This window comes from Hydrotalea sandarakina, assembly GCF_003254115.1.
Classification (GTDB): Bacteria; Bacteroidota; Bacteroidia; order Chitinophagales; family Chitinophagaceae; genus Hydrotalea; species Hydrotalea sandarakina.
On sequence record NZ_QKZV01000001.1, the window covers coordinates 566,756 to 591,621 of the forward strand.

The 24,866-nt window shown below is 33.2% G+C and carries 25 protein-coding genes and 1 tRNA gene; 11 read left to right on the forward strand and 15 right to left on the reverse strand.

The annotated features are described in order from the left end of the window. Positions 1–120: 120 nt before the first annotated feature. Positions 121–867: a DeoR/GlpR family DNA-binding transcription regulator gene (locus tag LX80_RS02495; RefSeq protein ID WP_111293438.1), complete on the reverse strand. Its 747-nt coding sequence runs from the start codon at positions 865–867 to the stop codon at positions 121–123. 96 nt (positions 868–963) lie between these two features. On the opposite strand from LX80_RS02495, the gene dnaG reads away from it, so the two are divergent. Further along, a complete protein-coding gene (gene dnaG, locus LX80_RS02500; RefSeq protein ID WP_111293439.1) occupies positions 964–2,883 on the forward strand; it encodes a DNA primase in 1,920 nt (639 codons plus the stop codon). 18 nt (positions 2,884–2,901) lie between these two features. On the opposite strand, the gene LX80_RS02505 is transcribed toward dnaG, so the two are convergent. The 7 genes from LX80_RS02505 to rpsO all read right to left on the reverse strand — a co-directional run bounded on the left by LX80_RS02505 (position 2,902) and on the right by rpsO (position 9,490). Further along, positions 2,902–3,423: a class IV adenylate cyclase gene (locus LX80_RS02505; RefSeq protein ID WP_111293440.1), complete on the reverse strand. Its 522-nt coding sequence runs from the start codon at positions 3,421–3,423 to the stop codon at positions 2,902–2,904. Positions 3,424–3,426: 3 nt separating this feature from the next. Further along, entirely contained in the window at positions 3,427–4,131 is a 705-nt protein-coding gene (locus LX80_RS02510; RefSeq protein ID WP_146250358.1) for a YdeI/OmpD-associated family protein, read from the reverse strand. Between the two features lie 133 nt (positions 4,132–4,264). Then, positions 4,265–5,077 (reverse strand): M48 family metallopeptidase, encoded by an 813-nt coding sequence (locus tag LX80_RS02515; protein WP_111293442.1) that lies wholly within the window; start codon positions 5,075–5,077, stop codon positions 4,265–4,267. 140 nt (positions 5,078–5,217) lie between these two features. Beyond that, on the reverse strand, positions 5,218–5,865 hold the full coding sequence (plsY, locus tag LX80_RS02520; protein WP_111293443.1) for a glycerol-3-phosphate 1-O-acyltransferase PlsY: 648 nt from the start codon (positions 5,863–5,865) through the stop codon (positions 5,218–5,220). A 140-nt stretch (positions 5,866–6,005) separates the two neighbouring features. Continuing rightward, complete coding sequence (prmA, locus tag LX80_RS02525; RefSeq protein WP_111293444.1) at positions 6,006–6,824, reverse strand: 50S ribosomal protein L11 methyltransferase; 819 nt, start codon at positions 6,822–6,824, stop codon at positions 6,006–6,008. Positions 6,825–6,903: 79 nt separating this feature from the next. Beyond that, positions 6,904–9,054: a polyribonucleotide nucleotidyltransferase gene (pnp, locus tag LX80_RS02530; RefSeq protein ID WP_111293445.1), complete on the reverse strand. Its 2,151-nt coding sequence runs from the start codon at positions 9,052–9,054 to the stop codon at positions 6,904–6,906. Positions 9,055–9,220: 166 nt separating this feature from the next. After that, positions 9,221–9,490 carry a 30S ribosomal protein S15 gene (gene rpsO, locus LX80_RS02535; RefSeq protein ID WP_111293446.1) on the reverse strand — a complete coding sequence of 90 codons (270 nt, stop codon included), beginning with the start codon at positions 9,488–9,490 and terminating at the stop codon, positions 9,221–9,223. Between the two features lie 193 nt (positions 9,491–9,683). Between rpsO and LX80_RS02540 the strand changes: the two genes are divergently transcribed. Beyond that, positions 9,684–10,781, forward strand: coding sequence for a glycosyltransferase (locus tag LX80_RS02540; RefSeq protein WP_245897932.1), 1,098 nt, complete (start codon positions 9,684–9,686; stop codon positions 10,779–10,781). Further along, complete coding sequence (locus tag LX80_RS02545; protein WP_111293447.1) at positions 10,757–11,896, forward strand: glycosyltransferase; 1,140 nt, start codon at positions 10,757–10,759, stop codon at positions 11,894–11,896. Before LX80_RS02540 ends, LX80_RS02545 begins: the two co-directional genes overlap by 25 nt. Here the strand turns inward: LX80_RS02545 and LX80_RS02550 are convergent. From LX80_RS02550 to LX80_RS02575, 6 genes are all read right to left on the reverse strand, one after another. Then, positions 11,893–12,630, reverse strand: coding sequence for a tyrosine-protein phosphatase (locus LX80_RS02550; RefSeq protein WP_111293448.1), 738 nt, complete (start codon positions 12,628–12,630; stop codon positions 11,893–11,895). The two genes, LX80_RS02545 and LX80_RS02550, sit on opposite strands and share 4 nt — an antisense overlap. Positions 12,631–12,666: 36 nt before the next feature. After that, on the reverse strand, positions 12,667–13,131 hold the full coding sequence (locus LX80_RS02555) for an acyltransferase (protein WP_111293449.1): 465 nt from the start codon (positions 13,129–13,131) through the stop codon (positions 12,667–12,669). A 103-nt stretch (positions 13,132–13,234) separates the two neighbouring features. Continuing rightward, entirely contained in the window at positions 13,235–14,269 is a 1,035-nt protein-coding gene (locus LX80_RS02560; protein ID WP_111293450.1) for a Gfo/Idh/MocA family protein, read from the reverse strand. After that, complete coding sequence (locus LX80_RS02565; protein ID WP_111293451.1) at positions 14,269–14,766, reverse strand: KdsC family phosphatase; 498 nt, start codon at positions 14,764–14,766, stop codon at positions 14,269–14,271. The genes LX80_RS02560 and LX80_RS02565 overlap by 1 nt, the downstream gene beginning before the upstream one ends. A 21-nt stretch (positions 14,767–14,787) precedes the next feature. Beyond that, a complete protein-coding gene (locus LX80_RS02570; RefSeq protein ID WP_245897934.1) occupies positions 14,788–15,294 on the reverse strand; it encodes a UpxY family transcription antiterminator in 507 nt (168 codons plus the stop codon). A gap of 133 nt (positions 15,295–15,427) precedes the next feature. Then, complete coding sequence (locus LX80_RS02575) at positions 15,428–17,572, reverse strand: carboxy terminal-processing peptidase (protein ID WP_111293559.1); 2,145 nt, start codon at positions 17,570–17,572, stop codon at positions 15,428–15,430. A 167-nt stretch (positions 17,573–17,739) separates the two neighbouring features. Between LX80_RS02575 and LX80_RS02580 the strand changes: the two genes are divergently transcribed. From LX80_RS02580 to LX80_RS14420, 7 genes are all read left to right on the forward strand, one after another. Further along, positions 17,740–17,813, forward strand: a tRNA-His gene (locus LX80_RS02580). Positions 17,814–17,864: 51 nt separating this feature from the next. Further along, positions 17,865–18,467 carry a DUF445 domain-containing protein gene (locus tag LX80_RS02585; protein ID WP_111293452.1) on the forward strand — a complete coding sequence of 201 codons (603 nt, stop codon included), beginning with the start codon at positions 17,865–17,867 and terminating at the stop codon, positions 18,465–18,467. A gap of 134 nt (positions 18,468–18,601) precedes the next feature. After that, a complete protein-coding gene (locus LX80_RS02590; protein ID WP_170120356.1) occupies positions 18,602–21,298 on the forward strand; it encodes an outer membrane beta-barrel family protein in 2,697 nt (898 codons plus the stop codon). Between the two features lie 222 nt (positions 21,299–21,520). After that, the gene (locus LX80_RS02595; RefSeq protein WP_111293454.1) at positions 21,521–21,901 is read left to right on the forward strand and encodes a DUF4878 domain-containing protein; all 381 of its coding nucleotides are present in this window, start codon (positions 21,521–21,523) and stop codon (positions 21,899–21,901) included. Positions 21,902–21,953: 52 nt separating this feature from the next. Further along, positions 21,954–22,790, forward strand: a complete 837-nt coding sequence (locus LX80_RS02600) for a sulfite exporter TauE/SafE family protein (protein WP_111293455.1) — start codon at positions 21,954–21,956, stop codon at positions 22,788–22,790. A 3-nt stretch (positions 22,791–22,793) separates the two neighbouring features. After that, positions 22,794–23,180, forward strand: coding sequence for a DUF1634 domain-containing protein (locus LX80_RS02605; protein WP_111293456.1), 387 nt, complete (start codon positions 22,794–22,796; stop codon positions 23,178–23,180). A gap of 65 nt (positions 23,181–23,245) precedes the next feature. After that, positions 23,246–23,404 carry a hypothetical protein gene (locus LX80_RS14420; RefSeq protein ID WP_170120357.1) on the forward strand — a complete coding sequence of 53 codons (159 nt, stop codon included), beginning with the start codon at positions 23,246–23,248 and terminating at the stop codon, positions 23,402–23,404. A 52-nt stretch (positions 23,405–23,456) separates the two neighbouring features. Here the strand turns inward: LX80_RS14420 and LX80_RS02610 are convergent, their stop codons facing one another. Then, positions 23,457–24,203 (reverse strand): C40 family peptidase, encoded by a 747-nt coding sequence (locus LX80_RS02610; protein WP_111293457.1) that lies wholly within the window; start codon positions 24,201–24,203, stop codon positions 23,457–23,459. A 98-nt stretch (positions 24,204–24,301) separates the two neighbouring features. Here LX80_RS02610 and LX80_RS02615 point away from each other — a divergent pair, with 98 nt between their 5' ends. Beyond that, on the forward strand, positions 24,302–24,856 hold the full coding sequence (locus tag LX80_RS02615; protein ID WP_111293458.1) for an RNA polymerase sigma factor: 555 nt from the start codon (positions 24,302–24,304) through the stop codon (positions 24,854–24,856). Positions 24,857–24,866 lie beyond the last annotated feature (10 nt).

Sequence of the window (24,866 nt, forward strand, 5' to 3'; positions counted from 1 at the left end):
ATTACAAAGATTTTTTAAATAAAAAAATAAAAATCAGCAAAAAATCATTTTTTTAATAAAAAACCCGCAAAAAATTGCAAAAAAGAATTTTAATAGGGCATTAAATACACTAAGAAATACTTATAAAATTTTCAGCCCGGCTTCTTTATACCGAGATAAACGAGGGTCGGCAGGATCTAATTCTGTAATTAAAGTATCTATTGCATCCAAATGACAAACTTGAAGACGTTGTGTAGTATTTACTTTTTCTGATATTGCTAAAGAAACAGTTCGTAATGCATTATTAATCATGGCGCGTTTCACTTCAATTACTTCCCATTCTAAGTCTGTAATTCCTTTTTCTACATCAATACTATTGGTTCCTAAAAAACAAATGTCTGCCGTAATTTGGCTTAATCTACTAACTACCTCTGCGCCTATGGCAATTTGAGCATTTTTAGAAAGTAAATTTCCTAAAAAAATTACTTGGCAATTGGGATGATTCAAAAGCTCTAAAGCAACGGGTAAACTAACGGTAATAAATGTTACATTTAATTCTTTGGGTAATATTTTTACCATTTCTACAATGGTTGTTCCACCCGAAAGCAAAACAAACATACCATCTCTTAATAGTGATATAGCCTTTTGTGCAATGATTCGTTTTTCGGTTTGTTGATAAACGATGTTGTTTTGTAAAGTAAAATGAAACGCTTTAGATAAAGCACCACCATGTACTTTGGTTATTTTTCCTTGTTCATCTAATTCTTGTAAATCTCTGCGAATAGTATCTTCGCTAACATTCATTTGCACACTAAGGTCAGACGATAAAACTTTATTATGTATGTTAATTTGCTGTAAAATATAAGCCTGGCGTTCCTTCTTTAACATATGCTAATATATTAGTAAGGTTTAATAGTAAAGCTACTAAACTACAAATAATTTTTAAACTACACTGAATTACAGATATTCGTACATTTAAAATAAATGATCTCTCCACAAACCATAGAACAAATTAAAAACAGAATTGATATTCTGGATGTAATTGGCGATTACGTAAAGCTGAAAAAACGTGGTGCCAATTATTTAGGCCTTTGTCCTTTTCATAATGAAAAAACACCTTCATTTACCGTATCGCCGGTTAAAGAATTATACAAGTGCTTTGGTTGCGGCAAAAGTGGCAACACCATTACTTTTTTAATGGAACATAATAAACTAAGTTATGTTGAAGCATTAAAATGGTTAGCTGAACGATACCAAATTCCAATTGAAGAAACAGCAGTAAGTCCTGAACAAGCACAACAACAACAAACTGCCGATAGCCTTTATATTATTAATTCAAATGCACAAAAATTTTTTAGTAATGCACTTGTCAATTCCGATGAAGGAAAACAAATTGCTTTAACTTATTTATATGAGCGAGGCTTTTCCGATGCCACCATACAAAAATTTCAATTAGGTTATAATCCTTCTGCTTCAAACATATTATCAACGCATTTATTACAACAACAGTTTAATCCCGATTTATTAATAAAAACAGGTTTAATAAAAAAGAATGGTGAAGAATGGGTTGATAATTACAGAAACCGTATCATTTTCCCAATACATAACAATACAGGAAAAATTATTGGGTTTGGGGCAAGAATTATTGGTAAGAACGATAAAGCACCTAAGTACATCAACACCCCTGAAAATGAAATTTATGTAAAAAGCAAAGTGCTTTATGGTATTTACTTTGCCAAGCAGGCAATTGATAAAGCTGATGAATGTTTATTGGTTGAAGGTTATACAGATGTTATTAGTTTACACCAGGCAGGCATTGAGAATGTTGTTGCCAGCGGTGGAACCTCGCTAACGGTTGAGCAATTACGAAACATAAAAAAATACACAGATAATTTAACAATTATATACGACGGTGATGCTGCAGGAGTAAAAGCTGCACTACGAGGGTTAGATATGGCTTTGGAAGAAGGCCTAAACGTAAAACTGGTTTTAATTCCCAATAATGAAGACCCCGACAGTTATGTACGTGCATTAGGTACCAATGCATTCAAATCTTTTATTGCAGAAAACAAGAAAGATTTTATCATTTTTCAATTAGAGCTGCTTTTAAAAGAAGCAGGAAATGATGTTACGAAGAAGAATGCAGTTGTAAACCAAATTGCAGAAACGCTAAGTAAAGTTAATAAGGCAGAAGATTTTTCAAAACAGCAACAATATGTAAAACAAAGTGCAGCCTTATTAAATGTTGATGAAGCGGGATTGTATAATTTGATAAATACCTACAAAAGAAATGAGTTAGCCAAAGCAGAAAAGAAAAACATATCGAATAATACAATTTTAACTGAGACCAATAATATACCTGCAGAAACGGATTATAATAGTTTAGTTCAGCAAGATGAACCGCATGAACGGAACTTACTGAGAGCGCTATTAGAACATGGTTTAAAAAAATGGGAAGATGATACTACAATGGCCGACTTTATTTTTCATGAAATTGAAAATTTTGAAATTGACAACAACTTGATTCTTCAAATTTTCAATGAATACAAATCACTTTACATACAAGGGCAACAACCCACTGAAAAAACTTTTTTGTACCATGAAAATAACAACATTCGCCAATTGGTAATTGCTGCCACTGTATCACCATATGAATTAAGTCAGAAATGGGATGAAAAAATTGAGGGCTTAAATATAACCAATCGAGATGTTGCTCATCAAGACGTGCTTTTAAGTGTAAATTATTTTAAATTGAGAAAAATTAAAAAGATGTTTCTTCAAAATCAAAAAGATATGGAGAATGCTGATTTAGATGAACAATTGCGCTTAATTGAGGTACACAAGCACTTAAAACAAATAGAAAAAGAACTGACACAGCAAATAGGTACCGTTATTTTAAAATAATTGGTACTAAAGAAAGTGCTATATTTCCCCTAATAGCATATCGCTATAACTCACATGAATTAAATCGTCTTTATTTATTTTCAAAGCATTCATGTAATAATTGCATTGTTCGTTCAGTTGTGCTTCTGTTTTGGTTGGATGCATTAAATTACTGGCTTCAATTTCAACAAAGAAACCTAAGCCTTCAACTTCATCAATGTGAAACTTTACGTTATCTATAAAATATATCTTGCGTTTTTTTTCTACTACAACTTTTTTTCCAATTGCACGACTTAACATATCTAACAAAACGCCTGATTCATTAACGGGGTATAATTGAAAATAAGACGGCTTCGGTTCAGCAGTATTGGAACGTTCATAGTAAATTAAATTATTTTCAATATTGCCCTGACGCAATTTTAAACGTCCATTAGCTACTTTAAAATAAGTGTCTTTCTGATAATCAATGCCTTTAAAATAGGCATTGGCATTTAACAAAAATGCTTCCACTTCTTTTGGGTGAAAGCATTTTGCTTTTATTTCTACATTAATAAATGACATATTTTATTTCTCTTGTGGATTCAATTTACCGGCCATTAATTTTTCAATAACTGCTTCCAAACGGCGTTGTTTGGTATCTTGTCTTTTGGCACTTTCTATCCAATTCACATATTCTTTTTGATGTGTTGAAGGTAAAGAAGCAAATATTTCCTTAGCCTTCTTGTGTTTTGTGAATATTTTCTCTAATTCAGCCGGCGGTACCACTAAATTTTTATCAAAATCAATTCTTTTTTTGGTTTCCTTTCTTGCCTCAACAACCGCAGGTGCATTATTGATTACAGTAACAGTTTCAACAGCAACATTTTCAGGTATAACATTGTTTGAATTACGTTTAAAACGCATAGCACACCAAACATGATCAATATCAATTTGATCAATTGTTTCGTAACCTTTTTCTGTTAAACAATTCCAACTGCAATCCCTGTTCAAATCGCTAACAATTTTGCTAGTTTGCTTTGGAAAAGCAATCCATAATTTACTTTCAGCATGTAAGGCACTCAAAACCTCTTTTAAAATTGAGGTTAGTTGGCATACATTTATGGCAAACACCAATGCAAAATCAACTTTTTTTGACTTTAATAACGGAGTTACATTTTTGGCATAAGATAATTTCACAAATTGCTTTTCAATAGATGAAGGCAAACCTTGGATGAGAATTGTCCTTTCGTTGTTGATAGCTAATTTTTCAAATAAACTCATATTCGACATGCCTAAAACAAATTTCAGGTGATGTAATTGGGAGATGAATAGATTTGCAAAGGTAATGAAATTTATTGGTTTTAGATTATTTTTTCGATCTTAAACGCAATTTCTTTCATAAAAAAACTTTAATCTTCTTTTTTTAATTATTGGCAGGCTTATAATAGGTCAACGCTTCGGGCATTAATGCTTCCAATTTTTTTATTCTATCTGCATCTGCCGGGTGGTCACTTAAAAAAACCGGGGGCTTAGCACCACCTAAAGCTTCCATGCGTTTCCAAAACGGAATAGCCTCTCGAGGATCATAACCGGCCATAGCGGCAAAAATCAATCCATAATGATCGGCTTCATATTCCTGCTTTCTTGAATTAGGTAACAAAACCCCAACTTGTGCAGTTGGTGCATATACTTGATTAAACAAATTAACAGCTTGATCATTATTAGATAAAGCGACATTACCTGCTAATTGAATGCCTTGTGCCAATAATTGTTGGCTCATACGTTCACGACCATGTCCGGCCACGGCATGTGTAATTTCATGTCCCAACACAATAGCTAATGCAGTTTCATTTTGGGTTATGGGTAATATTCCTGTGTAAACAACTACTTTTCCGCCCGGCATACACCATGCATTTACTTCCTTGCTTTCAACCAAGTTAAACTCCCAATGATAATCTTTTAAAGCATTAGGTTGGCCATGTTCAGTGTAATATTTTTGAATGGCATTGGCTATACGTTTACCTACTCGCTGAACCATTTCAGCATCCTTATTGGTTAAAGGTACAACCTTATTAGAGGTTAAAAATGATTTATACTGTGTAATGGCCATTGCTTGTACTTCGCTTTCAGGCACTAAACTTAATTGACTACGACCTGTAATTGTGTTTCTGCTACAACCTAAAATCAATACCGAAGAAAAAAAGATCAATAGTCCTTTACCTATGTTCAAAAACATATACTGTAATAGATTTTTGGAGTTTTAAATTATTTCAAATAAAAATATACTAAAACAGTGCCGAAAATTTGGCGGGTATTAATTCTAAAACTAAATGTAAAAAATAAAAAGCGAGAAAAATTAAATAGTTAAAAGAAATATTATCCATTTCTTTTCTTGCGCTTATCGCGATGTTTTAGAATTGGCACTTTACTTTCAGTACCTTTAATAATGCGTGTGATGTTTTTTTGATGTGTTAGTACTATCATCAGCGCAACTATTACTGCAAAAATGCGATATAAGGTTTCTTTCTCATTAAAAATAAAAAGAATAAAAACCATAAAAGCAATGCCTGCCAATATTGAACTTAAGGAAACAAAGCGGGTTAAATACAACACCAATAAAAATACGCCAACACAACTAACTGCAACAATGGGTTGAATAGCTAAAGCCATACCAAATAAAGTGGCAACTCCTTTGCCTCCTTTAAAATTAGCCCAAATGGGGAATATATGACCCAGTACAGCAGCCAAGCCCAGCCCAATCATTAAATTGGTACGATGTAATTCATTATTTAAATATTCCGGAAAGAAAATATACAATGAAGTAGCCACTACTCCTTTCAGCATATCAATAATCATTACAAAAGTTCCCCATTTGCTACCTAACACACGATATGTGTTGGTAGCACCGGCATTGCCACTGCCATAATCACGTATATCAATGCCAAAAAAACGTTTGCTAACCCAAACAGAAGTAGGAATTGAACCAATTAAATAAGCTGCTATGATAAGAATAATCTCTTTCATGTAATCAGGTATTCGAGTTTTGTATGCAAACTTTATAATGTTAACTACATCAGTTTACAAACAATGAAATTGGGACGTCAAATATAATTTAGCTTTTTTAAATTTTGCAATTATCTGAAAACGAAAAAAAATTGAAAAAATTATACACACCATTGCATCGCCACCCATCCATCTTTTTCAATTAATTTTTGTAAAGTGCATTTTTTTAATTTTTTCAAAGCATTTTCAATTTCAGAAACATCTGAAACCAGTAAACCACTTAATAAAATTAAGCCATTTACTGAGATACTATTGACAAAATATTGCAAATTCTCTAAAATAATGTTTCTATTAACATTGGCGAGTATAATGTTAAACTGCTCATTTGTTTCAGCAGTAGAAGCTTTTAACAAGGTACAATTTTGAATTTTATTGATTTCGAAATTTTCTGCCGAATTGGCTATACTCCATTCATCACAATCAACCGCCAAAATTTTAGTTGCACCTAACTTTTCAGCCATAATTGCCAATATACCGGTTCCGGTACCAAAATCGAACACGCTTTTTTGTTGAAAGTCAATAGATGCCATTAACTGCAACATGAGATAAGTGGTAGCATGATGTCCTGTACCAAAACTCATTTTGGGCGTAATAACAATTTCATGTTGGGTAGTTGTAATAGGTGCATGAAAATTAGCCCTAATGGCAACAAAATCATCAACTATAACGGGCGAGAAATTAGCTTCCCATTGTGCATTCCAATTTTGCTGTGCAACCAATTTAACCTCAAAAGGAACAGAAAAATTGTTTAGTAAAGTCTCTACATCGTCAGATGGGTAATTTTCTTGTGAAATATAAGCCATTAAAAAGCCGGCATTTTCTTCAAAGCCCTCAAACTCCAACACAGTTAATTGAGCTATCAATAACTCAGCCAGCTCATCATTTCCTGAAACTTTTATTTTTAGTTGTATATAACTCATTACTCAATATCGGGTATTGTTAAAAAAGCTGCTTACCTCATCAGTAAGCAGCTTTATAATTTCATTTTAAAACCATGTGCTATTTGTTGGAAGCATCATCGCTCTTTCCGGGCTCCGGTTTAGGCATCAATACTTTTCGGCTTAATTTATACTTACCGGTTTTATTATCAATACCAATTAACTTAACCTTTAATTTGTCACCTTCTTTTAAAACACCGTCTAAATTTTCCAATCGTTTCCAACTTATTTCACTAATGTGCAATAAGCCTTCTTTTTTGGGTAAGAACTCAACAAATGCACCAAATTCTTTAACGCCTTTCACAACAGCATCATATACCTCGCCTACTTCGGGCACCATCACAATGCTTTTAATTTTAGCTACAGCTTTGTCTAAACCTTCTTTATTAACAGAGAAGATACTAACTTCACCTGTATTTCCAACTTCTTCAATATTGATGGTGGTGTTGGTTTCACGTTGTAATTCTTGAATCACTTTTCCTCCGGGACCAATGATTGCTCCAATAAATTCCTTATCAACAATTATTTTTTCCATGCGTGGTGTATGCGGTTTAACCTCAGGACGTGCTGCGGGAATAGTTGCATACATTGCATCTAAAATATGTAAACGAGCAACTTTAGCTTGATGCAATGCTTCACGCATAACCTCCATACTTAACCCATCTATTTTAATATCCATTTGCACACCGCAAATACCATCACGAGTGCCCGTTACTTTAAAATCCATGTCACCTAAATGATCTTCATCACCCAAGATATCGGTTAAAATGGCGTATTTTTTATCGGAATTTCTGGTTATTAGTCCCATGGCAATGCCGCTAACATGCTTAGAAATGGGCACGCCTGCATCCATTAATGCCAATGAACCGGCACAAACAGTAGCCATTGATGAAGAACCATTTGATTCTAAAATATCACTAACAACTCTCACCGTATAGGGGTATTCATTTCCAGGCATCATTTGTTTTAGAGAACGCATTGCTAAGTTGCCATGCCCTACTTCGCGACGACCCGGCCCACGCATGGGTTTTATTTCACCTGTAGAAAAGGGTGGAAAATTATAGTGCAATATAAACTTTGAATAATCGGATTTAGCAGCACTTTCAATAAGCAATTGATCTAAGGGCGTACCTAAAGTAACAGTGGTAAGTGATTGAGTTTCACCACGTGTAAATAATGAAGATCCATGAGTGGCAGGTAAAATATCTACCTCCATTGACAAAGGCCTAATTTGAGTTAGGTTTCTGCCATCTAAGCGTTTGCCTTCATCTAAAATCATGTTTCTCACCAATTCCCACTGTAAATCATCAAAATATTTTTTGGCTAATGATTTTGTTGTTTCATCAGCTTCTTCACCGAAACTTTCTACCAATGCATTTTTTAATTCAGAAAAGGCCTCGGTTCTTTGTTCTTTACTACTGGCACTTCGGGCAATTTCATTTATTTTATCAGTACAAAATGCAGCTACTTTTTGTTGAATATTTTCGTCTGAAGGGGGCTTTGGATAATCTCTTTTACCCGTAACACCTTTTTTATCGCGTAATGCTTGTTGAGCATTTATTTGAACACGAATGGCATTATGTGCTAACTCTAAAACTTTTACTAAATCTTCTTCTTGGCACTCTTTGGCTTCGCCCTCCACCATCATTAAATTCTTTTCAGTAGCGGCAATAATAAAATCCATATCAGCCTGCTCACATTCTGTACGGGTTGGATTAATAATATATTGCCCATTTACTCTTCCTACTCTAACTTCAGAAATAATTTCTTTAATTGGAATATCAGAAACGGCTAATGCAGCCGATGCGGCTAAACAGGCCAATGCATCGGGCATTACTTCAGGATCAGACGAAATAAGGGTAATTAACACCTGTACATCACAAAAATAATCTTCAGGAAATAAAGGGCGTAAAGCACGGTCAACTAAACGAGAAATTAATATTTCATAATCACTCAAACGTCCTTCTCTTTTAAAGAATGAGCCCGGAATACGACCGGCAGAACCAAATTTTTCTTGATAATCAACACTTAATGGAAAGAATGACTGGCCTTCTTTTGGCTCTTTATTGGCCACTACGGTAGCCAACAAAATACAGTTACCCTGACGAACCGTAACGGCTCCATCGGCTTGGCGAGCTAATTTTCCGGTTTCTATAACTACCTCAGCACCACTGGGTAAATTAAAACTTACTTGAATAGGTTGTGACAACATAATACATTGAATAATTTGTATTGAAATTTAGTCGGCCAGTTTAGTTAACGGCATGCAAATAAATGGCAATATATGAATGAAAATGCAGTGCATAGCACTGCTTCTAAAAAAAGCTATTCCTAACCGAAAACAAACAGTCAGGAATAGCTTTTAAAAACATGTTTTTTTATTTTCTAAGCCCTAATTTTTCAATTAATGCTCTATAGCCGGTTAAATTATTTTTTTGCAAATAAGCCAATAAGCGTTTCCTTTTACCAACTAATTGCATTAAACCGCGCTGGGTTGAATAGTCTTTTTTATTTGCTTGCAAATGAGCGCTAATTTGGGCTATACGCTCGGTTAACAATGCTATTTGGCCCTCAATTGAACCGGTATTTGTAGCTTTACCGCCAAACTGGGTTATAACAGCAGCTTTTTTTTCTTTTGTAAGTGGCATCTCAGTTTCTTTTTTACTTCTTTGTTGTTTTTATAATATGGCGGCGAAGGTAATAATAATTTTCTAATTTTTACGAAAGCTTTATTTAAATTATGTTTTTAGTTGTAATTTTTTAAACAAAAGCCTTCTATTTTTCGGTTCCGGGTAACTTTTCAAATTTATATTTGTCACTCATCACACATACTCCATTCAATTGGCAAGAATTTACTTTACTGTTACTAATTCACTCGTTTACGACCAACGCATGCATCGTATTTGCAGTACTTTGGCACAAAATGGATACTCGGTTCATTTAGTTGGGCGAAAAATGCCCTATCACCCTTTACCCACCCAAACTGCTTACCAAACTCATTTAATCAGGTGCTTTTTCAATAAAAAAGTTTTTTTCTATGCAGAATACAATATAAAATTATTGTTTTTTTTGCTGCCCCTGAAAATGGATGCAATTTGTGCAATTGATATAGATACTATTTTACCCTGTTTATGGTATTCAAAATTAAAAGGCGTTACAAGGGTTTATGATGCACATGAATATTTTTCTGAACAAAAAGAAATTGTTACCAGAAAAAACATTCAGAAAATTTGGCAAAGCATTGAAAAATATTGCATTCCCAAATTTCCAAATGGATATACCGTGAATGAAGTAATTGCTGCAGCATTTTTGAAACAATTCGGTGTACAGTATCAAGTTATTAAAAACCTGCCCATACGGCCGGAAGTCTTTCCGGCTAATTCAATTAGTGAGAAAAAAATAATTTTATATCAGGGTGCTGTAAATCATGGGCGATGTTTTGAAACCCTAATACCGGCCATGCAGCAAGTAGATGCCGAATTATGGATTGTTGGTACCGGCAATTTTTTATCTGAAGTAAAAAATTTGATAGAAAAAAATAACCTTACACAAAAGATTAAGTTATTGGGACCCGTTTTGCCTGAGCAACTGAAAAACATAACTCCTACTGCCTACCTTGGATTAACATTGTTTGAAGCAACCGGATTTAATCAAATAAATTCATTGGCCAACCGATTTTTTGATTACATAATGGCCGGTATTCCGCAAATTTGCGTCAATTTCCCTGCTTATGCTGCAGTTCAAGAAAAATACAAAGTGGCATATCTAATTAACAATACTGATTCAAACTCATTAGCAGCAGCAATGAACAAATTGTTAAATGATACTGTTTTGTATAAACAGCTGCAGCAACAATGTTACGCAGCCCGTGAAATATTGAACTGGCAAAATGAATCAATTAAATTATTAAGTTTTTGGAGAAACATTTGCATATCATAGATTTTACCATTCCCTACCCTGTGCAATATGGCGGTTTAATTGACCTATTTTACAAATTGCCGGCTTTGCAAAATGAGGGTGTACAGATACATTTACATTGTTTTGTTTACAATAATCAAGAACAACCTGCACTTGAAAAATATTGTGCCTCAGTTCACTATTATCCACGATTAACGGGGCATAAAGCCTTTTGTTTTCATTTGCCTTACATAGTTAGCAGCCGAATGAATGAAGTACTTGCTGAAACCCTGTTAAAAGATGATTTCCCTATTTTAATGGAAGGAATACATACTACCTTTTTACTAAATGATTTGCGTTTTGCCAAGCGAAAGAAATTTGTACGATTGCATAACGTAGAGCATATGTACTATAAAGAATTAGCCTACACTACTCATTCTTACTTCGATAAAATTTATTACTTAAGAGAAAGTTTTCTACTTAAAAAATATGAATCAAGTATTAACAAAAGTGCAAATGCCTTTTGGGCAGTTACCCAAAAAGATGTGGCTTACTTCAAAGAAAAATTAAACTATAATAACATAGATTATTTGCCGGTTTATTTACCTGACTCATGGCGAATAACCCAACTTTCACCCATTGGAAGTTATTGTTTATTTCAAGCGGATTTAAGTGTTGCCATTAATGAGGAAGCTGCCTTGTGGTTAATTGAACATGTTTTCAGTAAGAATGATATTCCTTTGGTAGTGGCAGGAAAAAATCCATCACTTCGTCTTCAAAAGAAAGTTCATAAGTACAGCAACTGTTGTTTGGTTGAAAATCCTTCGGAGAAAGAAATGCAAGACATGATTAGTAAGGCACATATTTTAGTTGTTTATGGAAAAAGTGAAGCAGGCATTAAACTAAAATTATTGAATGCTTTATTTAACGGAAGACATTGCATAGTAAACCCTGAAAGCATAGCCGGAACAGGCCTTGAATCACTTTGCCATATTGCGAAAACAGCACAAGACTATTTATATTTAACAGCACACTTATTCAATACGCCTTTTAAGGAAGATTGCACAAGAATGCGCAAGGAATTGCTTGACAAAACATTCAATAACAGATTGAATGCCCAAAAGCAAGTAAAATGGATTTGGGGAAATGAAATTTAAAGTTGGGCATTTTTAAAATGCGCATAGTTAGCTAATAATTTATAATTATTGGTAGTACATAAATATTTTAAAGCCTCTAAATGCTGGGCATGATGCATATCCGTACCCAATAAATCAATTAATTGAGCTTCTAAAAGTTTTTCTGCTGCCAGTTTTACATGTTTTCCATAATACCCCGTTAATGATAGTGCATTCAATTGCAACCAACAACCTTTTTCTTTCCACATAACATACTTTTCAGGTTGTTTGTGATAATAATTGTAACGCTCAGGATGCGCTAAAATGGGTTGGTATCCATCTAAAATCAGTTGAAAAACACATTCTTCTAAATAAGGTGAAGCTGCCAAGTAACTCATTTCTATTAAAATATATTGATGCTGGCCAAAGCTTAATAATGAAGTTTTTTGCTGTACCATTTCAACAAAAAATTCATCAGCCATATACTCTGCACCCGCTTCTACTTGTACATTTATATTATGTTCGTTTACAGCCTGTTGCAAAACTTTAAAAGCAGGAAGTATGGTAGAAGGATTGTTCGGATATATATTGCCTAAAATATGTGGTGTACAAATTACTTTTTTATAACCCAGTTCCTGCAATCCCTTTAGCAAAACAATTGAATCATTTATAGTTTGGGCCCCATCATCCAATCCGGGAATAATATGATTATGTAAATCAGTTCCAATAAACTCAAAATTACCTAACACTTTTTTTTTGGAAAAAATAGAAAACATGTACTTTATAAATTGCTGTAAAAAAAGTATTTAAAGTTAAGGTATTGACTTTAAAAGTTTAGCCGGATTTCCGACATAAACACCGGGCACTTCAATATTTTTAGTAACTACTGCTCCGGCACCAATCACTGCACCATCACAAATATTTACAGGTAAAATAGTGGCATTACTGCCAATATTCACATAATTACCAATAATAGTTCTTTTCCACAAACTTTTATTGCCACCGGCAGGTTTACCATTTGTAAACACATCATTAACAAACATTACACCATGCCCAATGAAACAATGATGACCAATTGTTACCATTTCACAAATAAAACTGTGCGATTGAATTTTAGTATCATGTTCAATTACTGCATTTTGTTGTATTTCTACAAATGGGCCAACAAAGCAATCATCGCCAATAAAACAATTATATAAATTGCAGGGCTCAATTACCCGAACATTTTTTCCAAATTGCACATTTTGAATACCTACCTTTTTAAATTCATATAACATGGTATTAAGTTGTTTTGCACCTTATAAAATTAAGTTTTATAACTTAGGAATTATGAATAGAATAACATTGAGTTTTTAAATATCAAACTACCTCTCTTCAAGCTTAGGTACTTGCCGGGCGTATTGTTTTATGTATTTTTTCAATAAAATCAACGGTGTTTAATGCCTCCTCATTTGTAATAAATGGATTATTTTGGTGCTGTAATAACTGTAAAAAATTTTCATACACTTTATCATGATTGCGCATTGAACCTTCATATCCATTGTATTGATTGGCAGAATAACTTGTTTCAGAAACAAGTAAATTACCTTCACCTAAATTTTGATAAGTTATTTCATTTAAATAAGTGCCGCCTATTTTAACAATGCCTTTTTCAGCATTAATTAAAATAGAACCTTCAGCATTTTTGCCATAAGCATTGGTGCTAAAATGTATAGCTGCCAAGGTGCCATTGGCAAATTGAATATTTACAATTCCAGTATCTTCAAATTCGGTAATTGATTGATGAGCCATATTAGCAGCAAATGCTTGAATGGCCGTGGGTTTACTTTGCACAAACCAAAGCAATACATCAACAAAATGACTAAACTGGGTAAATAAAACGCCCCCATCTAAATTCAAACTGCCACGCCAACTACTTTCCTTATAATAGTTAGCATTGCGGTGCCACAAACAATTCAGTTGTATGGAATAAATTTTGCCTAAGGCTTCATTATTAATGAGTTTTTTTACGGCTATAACCGGCGGATTAAAACGATTTTGTTTTACCACCATTAAAACCTTGTTGTTGATTTGGGCAGCTTGAATCATTAGTTGACAATCAGCAGCTGTTAATGCCATTGGTTTTTCTACAAGCACATGCATACCGGCATTTAAAGCTTGTATAGCGTGTTGTGCGTGTAAACCATTCGGCGTACATATAACCAATACCTGAGCGGGATTTTTGTTTTCGAGTAGCTGTGTAATGGAAGTAAATGATTGACATTGATATTTTTTGGCGAAATCATTTGCTTTGGTAACATCAATGTCACAAACTGCTTTAAGTAATCCAACCTGTTGAATTATATCGGCATGTATGTGGCCAATATTACCACACCCTAATAATGCAAAAGTTACAGGCGGTTGTTGATTATTCATTATTTATTACCCTCAATTAATCCTTGTTTAAATAGCATTTCAATGAATTCTCTTACCGCGCCTTCACCACCTTTCTTTTCCAAATGAATAATACCTTTAATATTTTTAACTTGTTCAACGGCGTTAGCGGGGCAAGCCGCAATGCCAGCTTCTTGCAGTAACTCTATACAATTAATGTCATCACCAATATAGGCTGTTTCTTTCAAGCTAATTCCCTCTTTTAAGCAAATTTCTTTAGCTGCTTCTAATTTACTTCCAAAGCCACGCCCCTGATATACATAATCAATTTTTAGTTTCGCCGCTCTTCTTTCAACTATTTTAGTGTACTCGGTTGTGATAATGCCTGTTTTTACTCCGGCTTTAGTGAGTAAATTAAAACCCATTCCATCATGGGTATTAAATTTTTTAAATTCATCACCGCTTTCCGTATAATACATGCCGGCATCGGTCATTACGCCATCAACATCTGAAAGAAATAACTTAATTTTTTTAAACATATTTTTTTACTAATTGTAGAATTAAATCGGCAGTAATTGTTCAATTGGAAATTCAACAACCATTACCTGACCAAGTGTTTGTAATTGAACATATACCTTTTTTTTACCGAGACGAACTATTTCGCCTTCATTGTCCATAAAGATGCCTGCTTTAATTTTTACTCTATTTTTTTCACGCAATATTTTAGCATCCGTAACTTGTATGCTGGCATCGGGCATTAAAAGAAAACTTTTAATGGTTTTAATTTCTTCTTCTTGAATTACCGCAGGCTTGCCTAAGTATTTTACAAAATTGATTACACCGTTTGTTTCAAGAACAGGAATTCTATCGGATTCGTCTATGTGCACAAAAACATATGATCTAAAAATTGGAATATCAATGATTTTTTTTCTGTCCGTCCATTGCCTTTCTACTTTTTGTGTCGGACACCAACTTTCAATTCCTTTTTGTATTAGTAAATTATCTGTTTTTTTTTCACAGCGTGATTTTGTATAAATGGCATACCATTTTTTTTCTTTCCCCAACATAGTATAATGAATTCAATTGCAAATGTAAGATTAAGTAATTCTTACAAAACAAGTACATTTATTTATTGTGTGTAATAAAAAAAGAAGACCATTGCAGGTCTTCTTTTAGAAAGTTAAAAAGGTTTATTGAAATTTAGTGGCGTTTCCAGGCTGTTTGCGTTTTACTTGCATCTATCATGTCACTTACTACTTTTGCCGACTGATAAATATACATGTCTTTTGTTCTATCCTTCAACCAGTCTTGGTAGCGTTTCCCTTTTGCAGTATCGGGATTGTTGTAATAGGTATCCTTATCTTGTGGCAATACTTGTAAGTCCATAGGTGTCTTCAATTTTATTAAATTATTGTCCTGCTCGGCCGTAGCTACAATTTGTTTTTGGTCTTTTTTAAATGTTTGATAATTTAATTGAACAGGTGCATCTGTTTTTTGAGCCAACCATTTCGTATTCGCATTTAGAAGACTAAATGTAGTGTCGGCTTGTATGGCAGCATTTTCTTTTTGAATTAATGCACTTCTATCATAATTATCCTGCCAAGTTTGATAAGTAGCTTTCGCTATTTCATCCCAAGGTAATGCAGATGGATTATCCTTTTCGCGCATCTTCATATAATCGTACAAATCGGGGATAACAACATCGGGGGTTACGCCTTTTAACTGAGTGGAACCTCCATTAATTCTATAAAATTTCTGAAAGGTTAATTTTACTGCACCATATTCTGTTCTGCCAGAAAAATTGTCTAATGGTTTACCTAATGGTACATTTTTTTGAACTGTACCTTTTCCATAAGAACGACTTCCTATAATAATACCTCGCTTGTAGTCTTGAATAGCTGCTGCAAAAATTTCACTGGCTGATGCACTACCTTCATTAATCATAACAGCCAATGGGCCATCATACAGAATTGAGTTATCACGATCGGTTAGTACAGTTGAATTACCGTCTTTATCACGTACCTGTACAACCGGTCCTTGCCCAATAAATAAGCCCACCATTTGCACTACTTCATATAATGATCCCCCGCCATTAAAGCGAAGGTCTAAAATAATACCATCTACTTTTTGCTCCTTTAATTTCTTAACTTCCTTTGCAACATCATCTGAACTGCGTGAGCCATTAGCACGTTCAAAATCAGCATAAAACTCAGGTAAATAAATGTACCCGATTTTTTTACCATTTTGATTCAATACAAGGCTGCGGGCAAATGACTCATCCAATACAACTTCACTTCTGATTAATGATACTACTTTAATGCTTCCGTCAGGGTGTTTTACAGTTAATCTTACTTCAGTGCCTTTATCGCCTCTAATTAGTTTAACAGCATCTGTAACATCATAACCTGTAATATCAACCGGTTCGGCATTGCCTTGCCCAACTTTTAAAATAATATCATTTGCCATTAATTGACCACTTTTCCAAGCTGCACCTCCATTTTGAATACTTACAATTTTTATATTTCCATCAGACTCGGTAAGCTGTGCCCCAATTCCATAAAAACGATTGCTCATCATTTCATCAAATTCACGCTTTTCTACAGGTGGAAAGTAATCAGTATGAGGGTCCATTAAATTACAAATGGTATTTAAGAATAAATTGAAACGTTCATCATCTGAGAACTTTACTTTTATTCTTTCAAAGATTTTATTTTCTGTACGCAATACACTTTGTCTGGCTTCTTCTTCTAATTGTTTATCGGTTTTATTTTTTATGGAATCAACTGTTGCTTTTTCACGTTGGTTTTGCAAATCATAATAACGCGTTAAGGTTATGTATTTTAGTTTTTTATACCAACGATCTTTTTTGTCGGCTTCATTTTTAGGAAAATCAAGCTCATCAACATTTGTTACAATAGAATCATTAGAAGTGAAAGTGAAAGGCTTAGAAAGAATTGATTTATACAAATCAACTGTTTCAGCTACACGCATATTATAAATGGTTGAAACCGCTGGAACAAATGAAATAGGCATAGTGCCATGAATTTCATCATCAATAGTTGTAGCATATTTTTTTAATGACTCAATATCCTTTTGCAGAAAAATACTTTTATCATCATCTGCCCACATGTCAGTTAAATACTTATTAAATACTTTAACAGAGAAAGAATCATTAATTTTTTGCGGACTATAATGTTCATTTTCCAACAATTGGCCAATGGCAATTAATAATCGCTGCTTTTGTGTAATGGTTAAATCATTCTTAGCTTTAAATGTAGTAAATGCAACAAATGAAACACCAAATAAAATAAGTAAGGCTACAACAATTCCTTTAGGAGTCTTCATAAATTTTAAAAAATTTTTCATATTAATCTCCAAAAATACATGAATTACAACTGTGGTAAAAGTAAGGTTTCCCTATTAACAAAGGTTTTGTAATCGTAAACTTTTATTTATTTAAAAATTTGCTTTGAAAAATGCTGAATTATCTTATTTTTGCTGCCCATTAAACGGAGAGCGTAGCTCAGTTGGTTAGAGCGACAGTTTGTGGCACTGTAGGTCGTGGGTTCGAGACCCATCGTTCTCCCTCAAAGCCCTCCTAAATAAATTAGGCGGGCTTTTTTTTGAAAACCTTATTATGCAGCATATGCATTGGTATTACCTGCTTCCACTTATTTCCGGACTGATTGGCTGGATATTCAATACTATTTTGATCATTTTCCTTTTTAAACCCCATCAACCTAAAAAAATTGTTTTTTTTACATTTCAAGGTATTTTGCCTAAAAAGCAACAAGCACTGGCCAATAGGTTGGCTACAATTATTGCAGAACAATTTCCTTTAAACGACATTAAAGCAAAAATATCATCGCCCGAAAGTGTGAATGCCATGTTACCTGCAGCAGAATCTGCAATTGATGATTTTTTAAGAAAGAAGTTGGTTGAAAAAATGCCGATGCTATCAATGTTTGTAAGCGACAGACTTATTAATGAATTAAAAAATATATTTATTGATGAAATTAAAATTCTTTTCCCGGTGCTTATCAATAAATATGCAGATAATATTTTAAATAAAGAGGCATTGAAAAGTGTCATTCACAATTATTTGAATAATATAACTGCACAACAAATTGAAATATATATTAAAAAAAATACACCAATTTTAAAAATAATTCAGTGGTGGGGATTGGTTAGCGGATTATTAATAGGAGTTGTACAATTATGCTTAATTTTATTAAGTTAATCGGTACACTTCCAGTTTTCATCGGTAATCTTATTGAACTTTATCCATTTACAATTGTCATTTTACCGTTTATCTATTGAACGAACATTTTATATAAAAAACAATAGAATTTTGCAATGAAATTTACAGCAATCATGAGGAAAATTACTTTAACCCTAGTTTTAATAGTTTCAACTGTAGTTATCGCTTATAGTCAATTTCCCGGTGGAGGAAGGCCGGGTGGCGGACGTATGGGCGGACAAAATATGAATGTTGGCCATTTTTATGGTAAACTGGTAGATGCAAAAACCAATAAGCCTGTTGCTGATGCTACAGTGCAATTAATTGGAAATAAATTTGATACTGCCACTAAAAAAATGAAAGAAGTAATATTGGCTACTGTTTTAGCAAAGCCTAATGGTGATTTTAGTATAGAAAACCTTCCGGTTTTCGGCAATTTTAAATTAATTGCATCCGCTATTGGATACAAAAATTTAAATCAAACTGTTTCATTTAACATAAAATTCCCTTCCGGCGGGGCTGCCCAAGATCCCAACTTTATGCAGCAAATGCTAAATATGGTTGATAAAGATTTGGGAAATCTTAAAATGGATGCTGAAGCCAATGATTTGGGTAATGTAACCGTATCTGCCCCTATTAAACAACAATTTGAAATGGGTATAGATAGGAAAATTTTTAATGTTGATAAAAACCTTGAAAGCACAGGGCAAACAGCTACTGAAGTAATGAAAAATATTCCTTCGGTGAATGTTGATATTGATGGTAATGTTACTTTGCGTAATGCTACACCTACCATATTTATTGATGACAGACCCACTACATTAACATTAGACCAAATTCCTGCCGATATTATAGACAGAATTGAAATTATTACCAACCCTTCCGCAAAATATGATGCATCAGGTGGAAATGCAGGAATTATCAACATTATTTTAAAGAAAAATAAAAAAGTTGGATACAACGGAGGTGTTAGAGCGGGTGTAGATTCATATGGAAAGTTGAATGGCGGTGGTGATTTTAACGTTAGACAAGGTAAAATAAATGCATTCATCAATTTAAACTATAACCAAAGAAAATTTAAATCCGACGGTACAACCAATCAAAATAACTTCTTTAATCCACCCAGTGTTGTTAACTCATCACAAAATGCAGTAAATAACGGCGAATTTAAATTTTTGAGAGGTGGTTTTGATTTTCTTGCCGATAACAGAAATACATTTACATTAGCCGGAAACTACGTAAAAGGTCAATTTAATTCTACAACAGACTTAAATTTAGATTCTACCATCAATTCCATTTATACTGCCAATAATCAAGGCTTAAGCACCGCCTATCGCGAATTCCAAAACACCGGTGCTCAATTAAGTTACAAACACAATTTTGCCAAAAATGGGGAGAACCTTACTGCAGATATTAATTATAATGCCAGTACAAATAACAGCAACTCAAATAACAATATTTACACATACTTTCCAAATACTACTGCTCAAAAACAACTTCCTTTGCTACAGCAAACCATTACCGATGGTTCTCAAAAATATTATACCTTCCAATCTGATTACGAAAACCCAATTTCAGATAGCAAAAAATTTGAAGCAGGTATAAGAGCTGCCATTCGTGATTTTGGCAATAATAGTATTCAATCGAAATACAACAACAATACAGGCAACTACGAAGTATTGCCAGGCATTAGTAACAATTATAAATTTAATGACCAGGTTTATGCAGCCTACATAAACTATAAAGGCAAAGTAAACAAATTAGGTTACCAAATTGGTTTGCGTGCTGAAAGTTCCAATTATACAGGTACCTTACTAAATTCAAAAGGTATTGATTCTGCTACGTTTTCCGTAAAATATCCGATTAGTTTATTTCCAAGTGCATTCTTAACTTATAAATTAACGGATAAACAAGATTTACAAATTAATTATTCAAGAAGAGTAAACCGACCAAATTTCTTTCAATTAATACCTTTTCCAAATTATACCAACTATCCGGTTTCTGTTAGTGTAGGTAATCCGGGCCTAAATCCTGAGTTTACGAATTCCATGGAATTATCATACAATAATGCCTATAAGCCAAAAGCTAATTTTTTAGCAACCCTTTACTTTAAATACTCAACCAACTTAATAACTCAATATATATACAGGGGTAAAGACCAGCTAAATCCGGGCTCAAATGACAGTATTTATTATTCAACTTATATTAATGCCAATAGTGCTGTTTCCTATGGATTGGAATTAACCAACAATATGCCTGTTACAAAATGGTGGGATTTATTGTTGAATTTGAACTTATTTAATTCAAAAATTAATGCCGGAAATATAAATGCCAACAATGGCAATGGCGAGGTTTCAATAGCTACTAATTCCATACTGAGCTATTTTGCAAAAATGAACAGTAATTTTAAATTAGGTAAAGGAATTTCATTGCAGATAAGTGGTAATTACCAATCTAAAACAGTTTTACCACAAAATAACAGTGGCGGCGGTGGACCGTTTAACCAAGTGCAAACTACTGCACAAGGATATTTATTACCACGTTGGAGCATTGACGCCGCTATAAGAAAGGATTGGACATGGAAAAAAGGACAAAGTGGATCATTAACGTTAGGCATGAACGATATATTTAGAACCAATTATCAGGAAGCATATTCAGAACAGATTGGTTTGTTCAACCAAGACAATCGTAGAATAAGCAACCCACAACTTTTACGTTTAACCTTTAGTTACCGATTTGGTAAATTTGATGCCAGCTTATTTAAACGCAAAAATTTAAAATCACAAATGCCTGATTCAGGAGGAATGGATATGATGGGTGGTGGTAACTAATAAAAGAATTATTATAACCTAAATGAAAAGTGGTAGCTTAGTTTCTACCACTTTTTTTATTTCTGTTTATAAAAAACTATTAAAATTTCAACCCACTCAATACATTATTTCAATACATTTTTAGGTAATTATTATAATTCTGTCAGTTATAATGTCCAATACAACTATATTCTACCAAATAAGTATGGTATGTAAAACTTACCTTTGCAGCAACATTTTAATATGAAATATTTATTATCTATAATTCTTTTGCCCTTATTCATAGCTTGTGGCTCAAAACAAGAGTATGCACCAGCCGAAAATGAATTAGATGCTGGGCGTCAATTTATTGAAGCTACTTTACAAGGCGATTTTAAAAAAGCAAATTTTTATTTAATGCAAGATAGTACGAACATTAAGCTATTAAAGCATATGGAAGAATCTTACAAAAATTATCCTGAAGATATAAAAAAACAATACAACAGCTCATCCATCAATATCAATAGCATAAATGATTTGTCGCCTAATGAAACTGAAATTAATTATGCAAATTCCTACGACAAAATTGCACACAGCATTAAAGTGGTTAAGGTAAACGGAAAATGGTTAGTCCAATTCAATTAGAACAGAATTAAATTTTTTATGTAAAATATTAATATAAACCAATATAAAACTGATGTCGATTATTACATTTACTATACTTATTTTTTTTGGTTCATTACTGGCAGGATTTTTAGGTTCATTAACAGGATTAGGCGGCGGATTTGTTATTATTCCCATGCTTACACTATTATTTGGCGTTGATATACGGTATGCCATTGGTGCATCATTGGTAGCGGTAATTGCCACTTCTTCAGGAGCAGCAGCAGCATATGTAAAAGAAGGTATAACCAATATTAGATTAGGAATGTTTCTTGAAATTGCAACTACTACCGGAGCTGTTTTAGGTGCATACATTGCATCCTACACGCCTGTAAATACCATTGCAATTATATTCGGCGGAATCTTAATATTTTCTGCGTATTTATCATTGAAAAAGAAAAACGAAAACATTTTACAAACAACAAAAAGTAAATTATCATATACATTTAAACTAAATGGCACCTACCCTACACCTGAAGGCGAAATTGGATACAAAGTTACCAATGTTATTGGCGGTTTTTTTACAATGATGGGCGCCGGTTTGCTTTCGGGGTTGTTGGGTGTTGGCTCGGGAGCACTAAAGGTTTTGGCCATGGATAATATTATGCGGATACCATTTAAAGTATCTACTACTACCAGCAATTTTATGATTGGGGTAACTGCTGCGGCAAGTGCCGGTATATATTTATACAGAGGATATATAGATCCGGGCATATGCTTACCCGTAACTTTAGGTGTATTAGGCGGCGCACTATTAGGATCAAAATTTTTAACCAATGCTAAAACAAGCAGATTAAGACAAATTTTTGCTTTTGTAATTATTGCAATAGCATTAGAAATGTTATATAACGGTTTCAATAAAAAATTCTAACCCATGAAAAAAATAATGCAAGATGATGATTTAGAATATGCAATGGGCAACCTATTGCGCTTAGGTGTTGTAATTTCATCAATTATTGTATTTATTGGAGGCATCATTTTTTTATATAAACATGGTACACATATACCTGAATACCATATTTTCAAGGGTAATGAAAGTATGTTTAACTCTTTACCTAAAATTTTTATTGGACTAAAAAGCTTTAAAGGACAAGCCATTATTCAATTAGGTATTATTGTACTCATATTAACACCCATTGCGCGAATTATTTTTTCTTTTATCGGTTTTTTGTTTGAAAAAGACCTGTTATACATGCTGTTGACTTTAATTGTTTTGGCTATTATATCTTTTAGCTTATTGGCTGGAACAAAAATTGTATAAAAAAGGTAAAATAATTTGTTAGAAAAGCAATACACAACCCTTAATTTTGCTGAAAATATTTCGAAATGGAAAATAAAGCTTCAACCGGAAAATATTGGATTTTATTCTTTCTTTCTTTAATCCTTATCATCTTCATGCTTATTGCACCCGATGTTCGCCCTTATTTTTGGTTAGCATTACCATTGGTTTGCACCTTCTTTGTGAAAGCTTTAGATGTTATTTAAGCAATAACACATTTATTGTTTTTCAATCAGTATTTATTTAAAATAGTTGTGACTATTTAAACGATTTAATTAATCGTAATTTATGTGTGCGCTTATTAGTAAGGGATGAAATGATGCCCATACTATCAATTTTATCAATTTTTACGTAGCTTGACGCATGAATGATAGAATGACTATTGAGTAAAATTCCTACGTGGGTAATCTTACCATTTTCATCATCAAAAAATGCCAGGTCGCCACAACTTGCTTCTTCCAAAAAACCAATATTATTGCCTAATTCCGCTTGCTGGTAAGCATCTCTAGGCAAATATTTACCCATCATTTTAAATACCTGTTGCGAAAAGCCACTACAATCAATACCAAATATTGATTTTCCACCCCATAAATATGGTGCCCCTAAATATTTTGCTGTAAGTGCCACAATATTTTCTTCAGCAAATTGCAAATTACCATTATTTTCTTCACCGGCACATTCAACAAGGTAATTGTTTATATGCAATGGCTTATTAAACCAAGGTGTACCAATACTTACCAAAATATTATTTTGATTAATTGCAACATTATTAATGGCATTTAAATGCCATCCGACATTGGGTTCTACATAATCAACTAATGCTAACTGGCCAACTTGACACCAACCTTCATAGCCATCGTATGTACATTTTATTCTAACAAAATCGCCTTGTTCCTCAAAAAAAGTAGCGGATTCTAAAAACAATAATTGGGTTACTATTTCACTCTTATGTGAAGGTTCTTTTCTAATGGGTGCAACACTTACAATACAAACGCATAAATGCATAAGGCATAAATTTTGAGCAATTTATGGATTAAATGCTATGCAGCATCTAAATAAAAATAGCTTATTTTAATACTGTGAAATTGAACAGATATCAAAATATGAATGATGAAACCCTATTGGCTTATTATTATGCCGATGGGAATACTGAATGGATTGGCATTTTACTTGAAAGATATACATTGTTGCTACTGGGTACTTGTATGAAATATTTAAAAAATCAAGAGGCAGCCAAAGATGCAGTACAACAAATTTTTTTAAAGGTAATATCTGAATTACCCAAATATAAAGTGCAGTATTTTAAGAGTTGGATTTATATGATTGCCAAAAACTATTGCTTAATGCAGTTACGCGATAAAAAAATTACCTATTCGATTGAGAATGATAATGCAGCAACAGGATTAGTATTTGAAAATAATACGGATGAATTGAAAGAAAAAGAGAAATTAATGAACAACATTGAATTAGCCATTAATGATTTGAATGTTGAACAAAAAAAATGTATTGAAATGTTTTATTTGGAGAAGAAAAGCTACCGATTAATAGCTCAAATAACCGGATATAGCATTTTGCAAGTAAAAAGTTATATTCAAAACGGAAAACGAAATTTAAAATTATTGGTAGAAAAAAGAAATAACGGTGAATTAAACCACTAAATTTAAATGT

Excerpts from the sequence above, each read along its gene's own strand:
- LX80_RS02555 (WP_111293449.1), bottom strand. The coding sequence starts at position 13,131 with ATGTTATATGAATTTAAAAAGGTAGGTATTCAAAATGTGCAATTTGGA.
- LX80_RS02560 (WP_111293450.1), bottom strand. The coding sequence starts at position 14,269 with ATGAATAATCAACAACCGCCTGTAACTTTTGCATTATTAGGGTGTGGT.
- prmA (WP_111293444.1), bottom strand. The coding sequence starts at position 6,824 with ATGAGTTATATACAACTAAAAATAAAAGTTTCAGGAAATGATGAGCTG.
- LX80_RS02605 (WP_111293456.1), top strand. The coding sequence starts at position 22,794 with ATGAAAAAAATAATGCAAGATGATGATTTAGAATATGCAATGGGCAAC.
- LX80_RS02565 (WP_111293451.1), bottom strand. The coding sequence starts at position 14,766 with ATGTTTAAAAAAATTAAGTTATTTCTTTCAGATGTTGATGGCGTAATG.
- LX80_RS02510 (WP_146250358.1), bottom strand. The coding sequence starts at position 4,131 with ATGTCGAATATGAGTTTATTTGAAAAATTAGCTATCAACAACGAAAGG.
- LX80_RS02575 (WP_111293559.1), bottom strand. The coding sequence starts at position 17,572 with ATGAAGACTCCTAAAGGAATTGTTGTAGCCTTACTTATTTTATTTGGT.
- LX80_RS02615 (WP_111293458.1), top strand. The coding sequence starts at position 24,302 with ATGAATGATGAAACCCTATTGGCTTATTATTATGCCGATGGGAATACT.
- LX80_RS02595 (WP_111293454.1), top strand. The coding sequence starts at position 21,521 with ATGAAATATTTATTATCTATAATTCTTTTGCCCTTATTCATAGCTTGT.
- LX80_RS02495 (WP_111293438.1), bottom strand. The coding sequence starts at position 867 with ATGTTAAAGAAGGAACGCCAGGCTTATATTTTACAGCAAATTAACATA.
- plsY (WP_111293443.1), bottom strand. The coding sequence starts at position 5,865 with ATGAAAGAGATTATTCTTATCATAGCAGCTTATTTAATTGGTTCAATT.
- pnp (WP_111293445.1), bottom strand. The coding sequence starts at position 9,054 with ATGTTGTCACAACCTATTCAAGTAAGTTTTAATTTACCCAGTGGTGCT.
- LX80_RS02515 (WP_111293442.1), bottom strand. The coding sequence starts at position 5,077 with ATGTTTTTGAACATAGGTAAAGGACTATTGATCTTTTTTTCTTCGGTA.
- dnaG (WP_111293439.1), top strand. The coding sequence starts at position 964 with ATGATCTCTCCACAAACCATAGAACAAATTAAAAACAGAATTGATATT.
- rpsO (WP_111293446.1), bottom strand. The coding sequence starts at position 9,490 with ATGCCACTTACAAAAGAAAAAAAAGCTGCTGTTATAACCCAGTTTGGC.
- LX80_RS02585 (WP_111293452.1), top strand. The coding sequence starts at position 17,865 with ATGCAGCATATGCATTGGTATTACCTGCTTCCACTTATTTCCGGACTG.
- LX80_RS02600 (WP_111293455.1), top strand. The coding sequence starts at position 21,954 with ATGTCGATTATTACATTTACTATACTTATTTTTTTTGGTTCATTACTG.
- LX80_RS02570 (WP_245897934.1), bottom strand. The coding sequence starts at position 15,294 with ATGTTGGGGAAAGAAAAAAAATGGTATGCCATTTATACAAAATCACGC.
- LX80_RS02610 (WP_111293457.1), bottom strand. The coding sequence starts at position 24,203 with ATGCATTTATGCGTTTGTATTGTAAGTGTTGCACCCATTAGAAAAGAA.
- LX80_RS02505 (WP_111293440.1), bottom strand. The coding sequence starts at position 3,423 with ATGTCATTTATTAATGTAGAAATAAAAGCAAAATGCTTTCACCCAAAA.
- LX80_RS14420 (WP_170120357.1), top strand. The coding sequence starts at position 23,246 with ATGGAAAATAAAGCTTCAACCGGAAAATATTGGATTTTATTCTTTCTT.
- LX80_RS02590 (WP_170120356.1), top strand. The coding sequence starts at position 18,602 with ATGAGGAAAATTACTTTAACCCTAGTTTTAATAGTTTCAACTGTAGTT.
- LX80_RS02550 (WP_111293448.1), bottom strand. The coding sequence starts at position 12,630 with ATGTTTTCTATTTTTTCCAAAAAAAAAGTGTTAGGTAATTTTGAGTTT.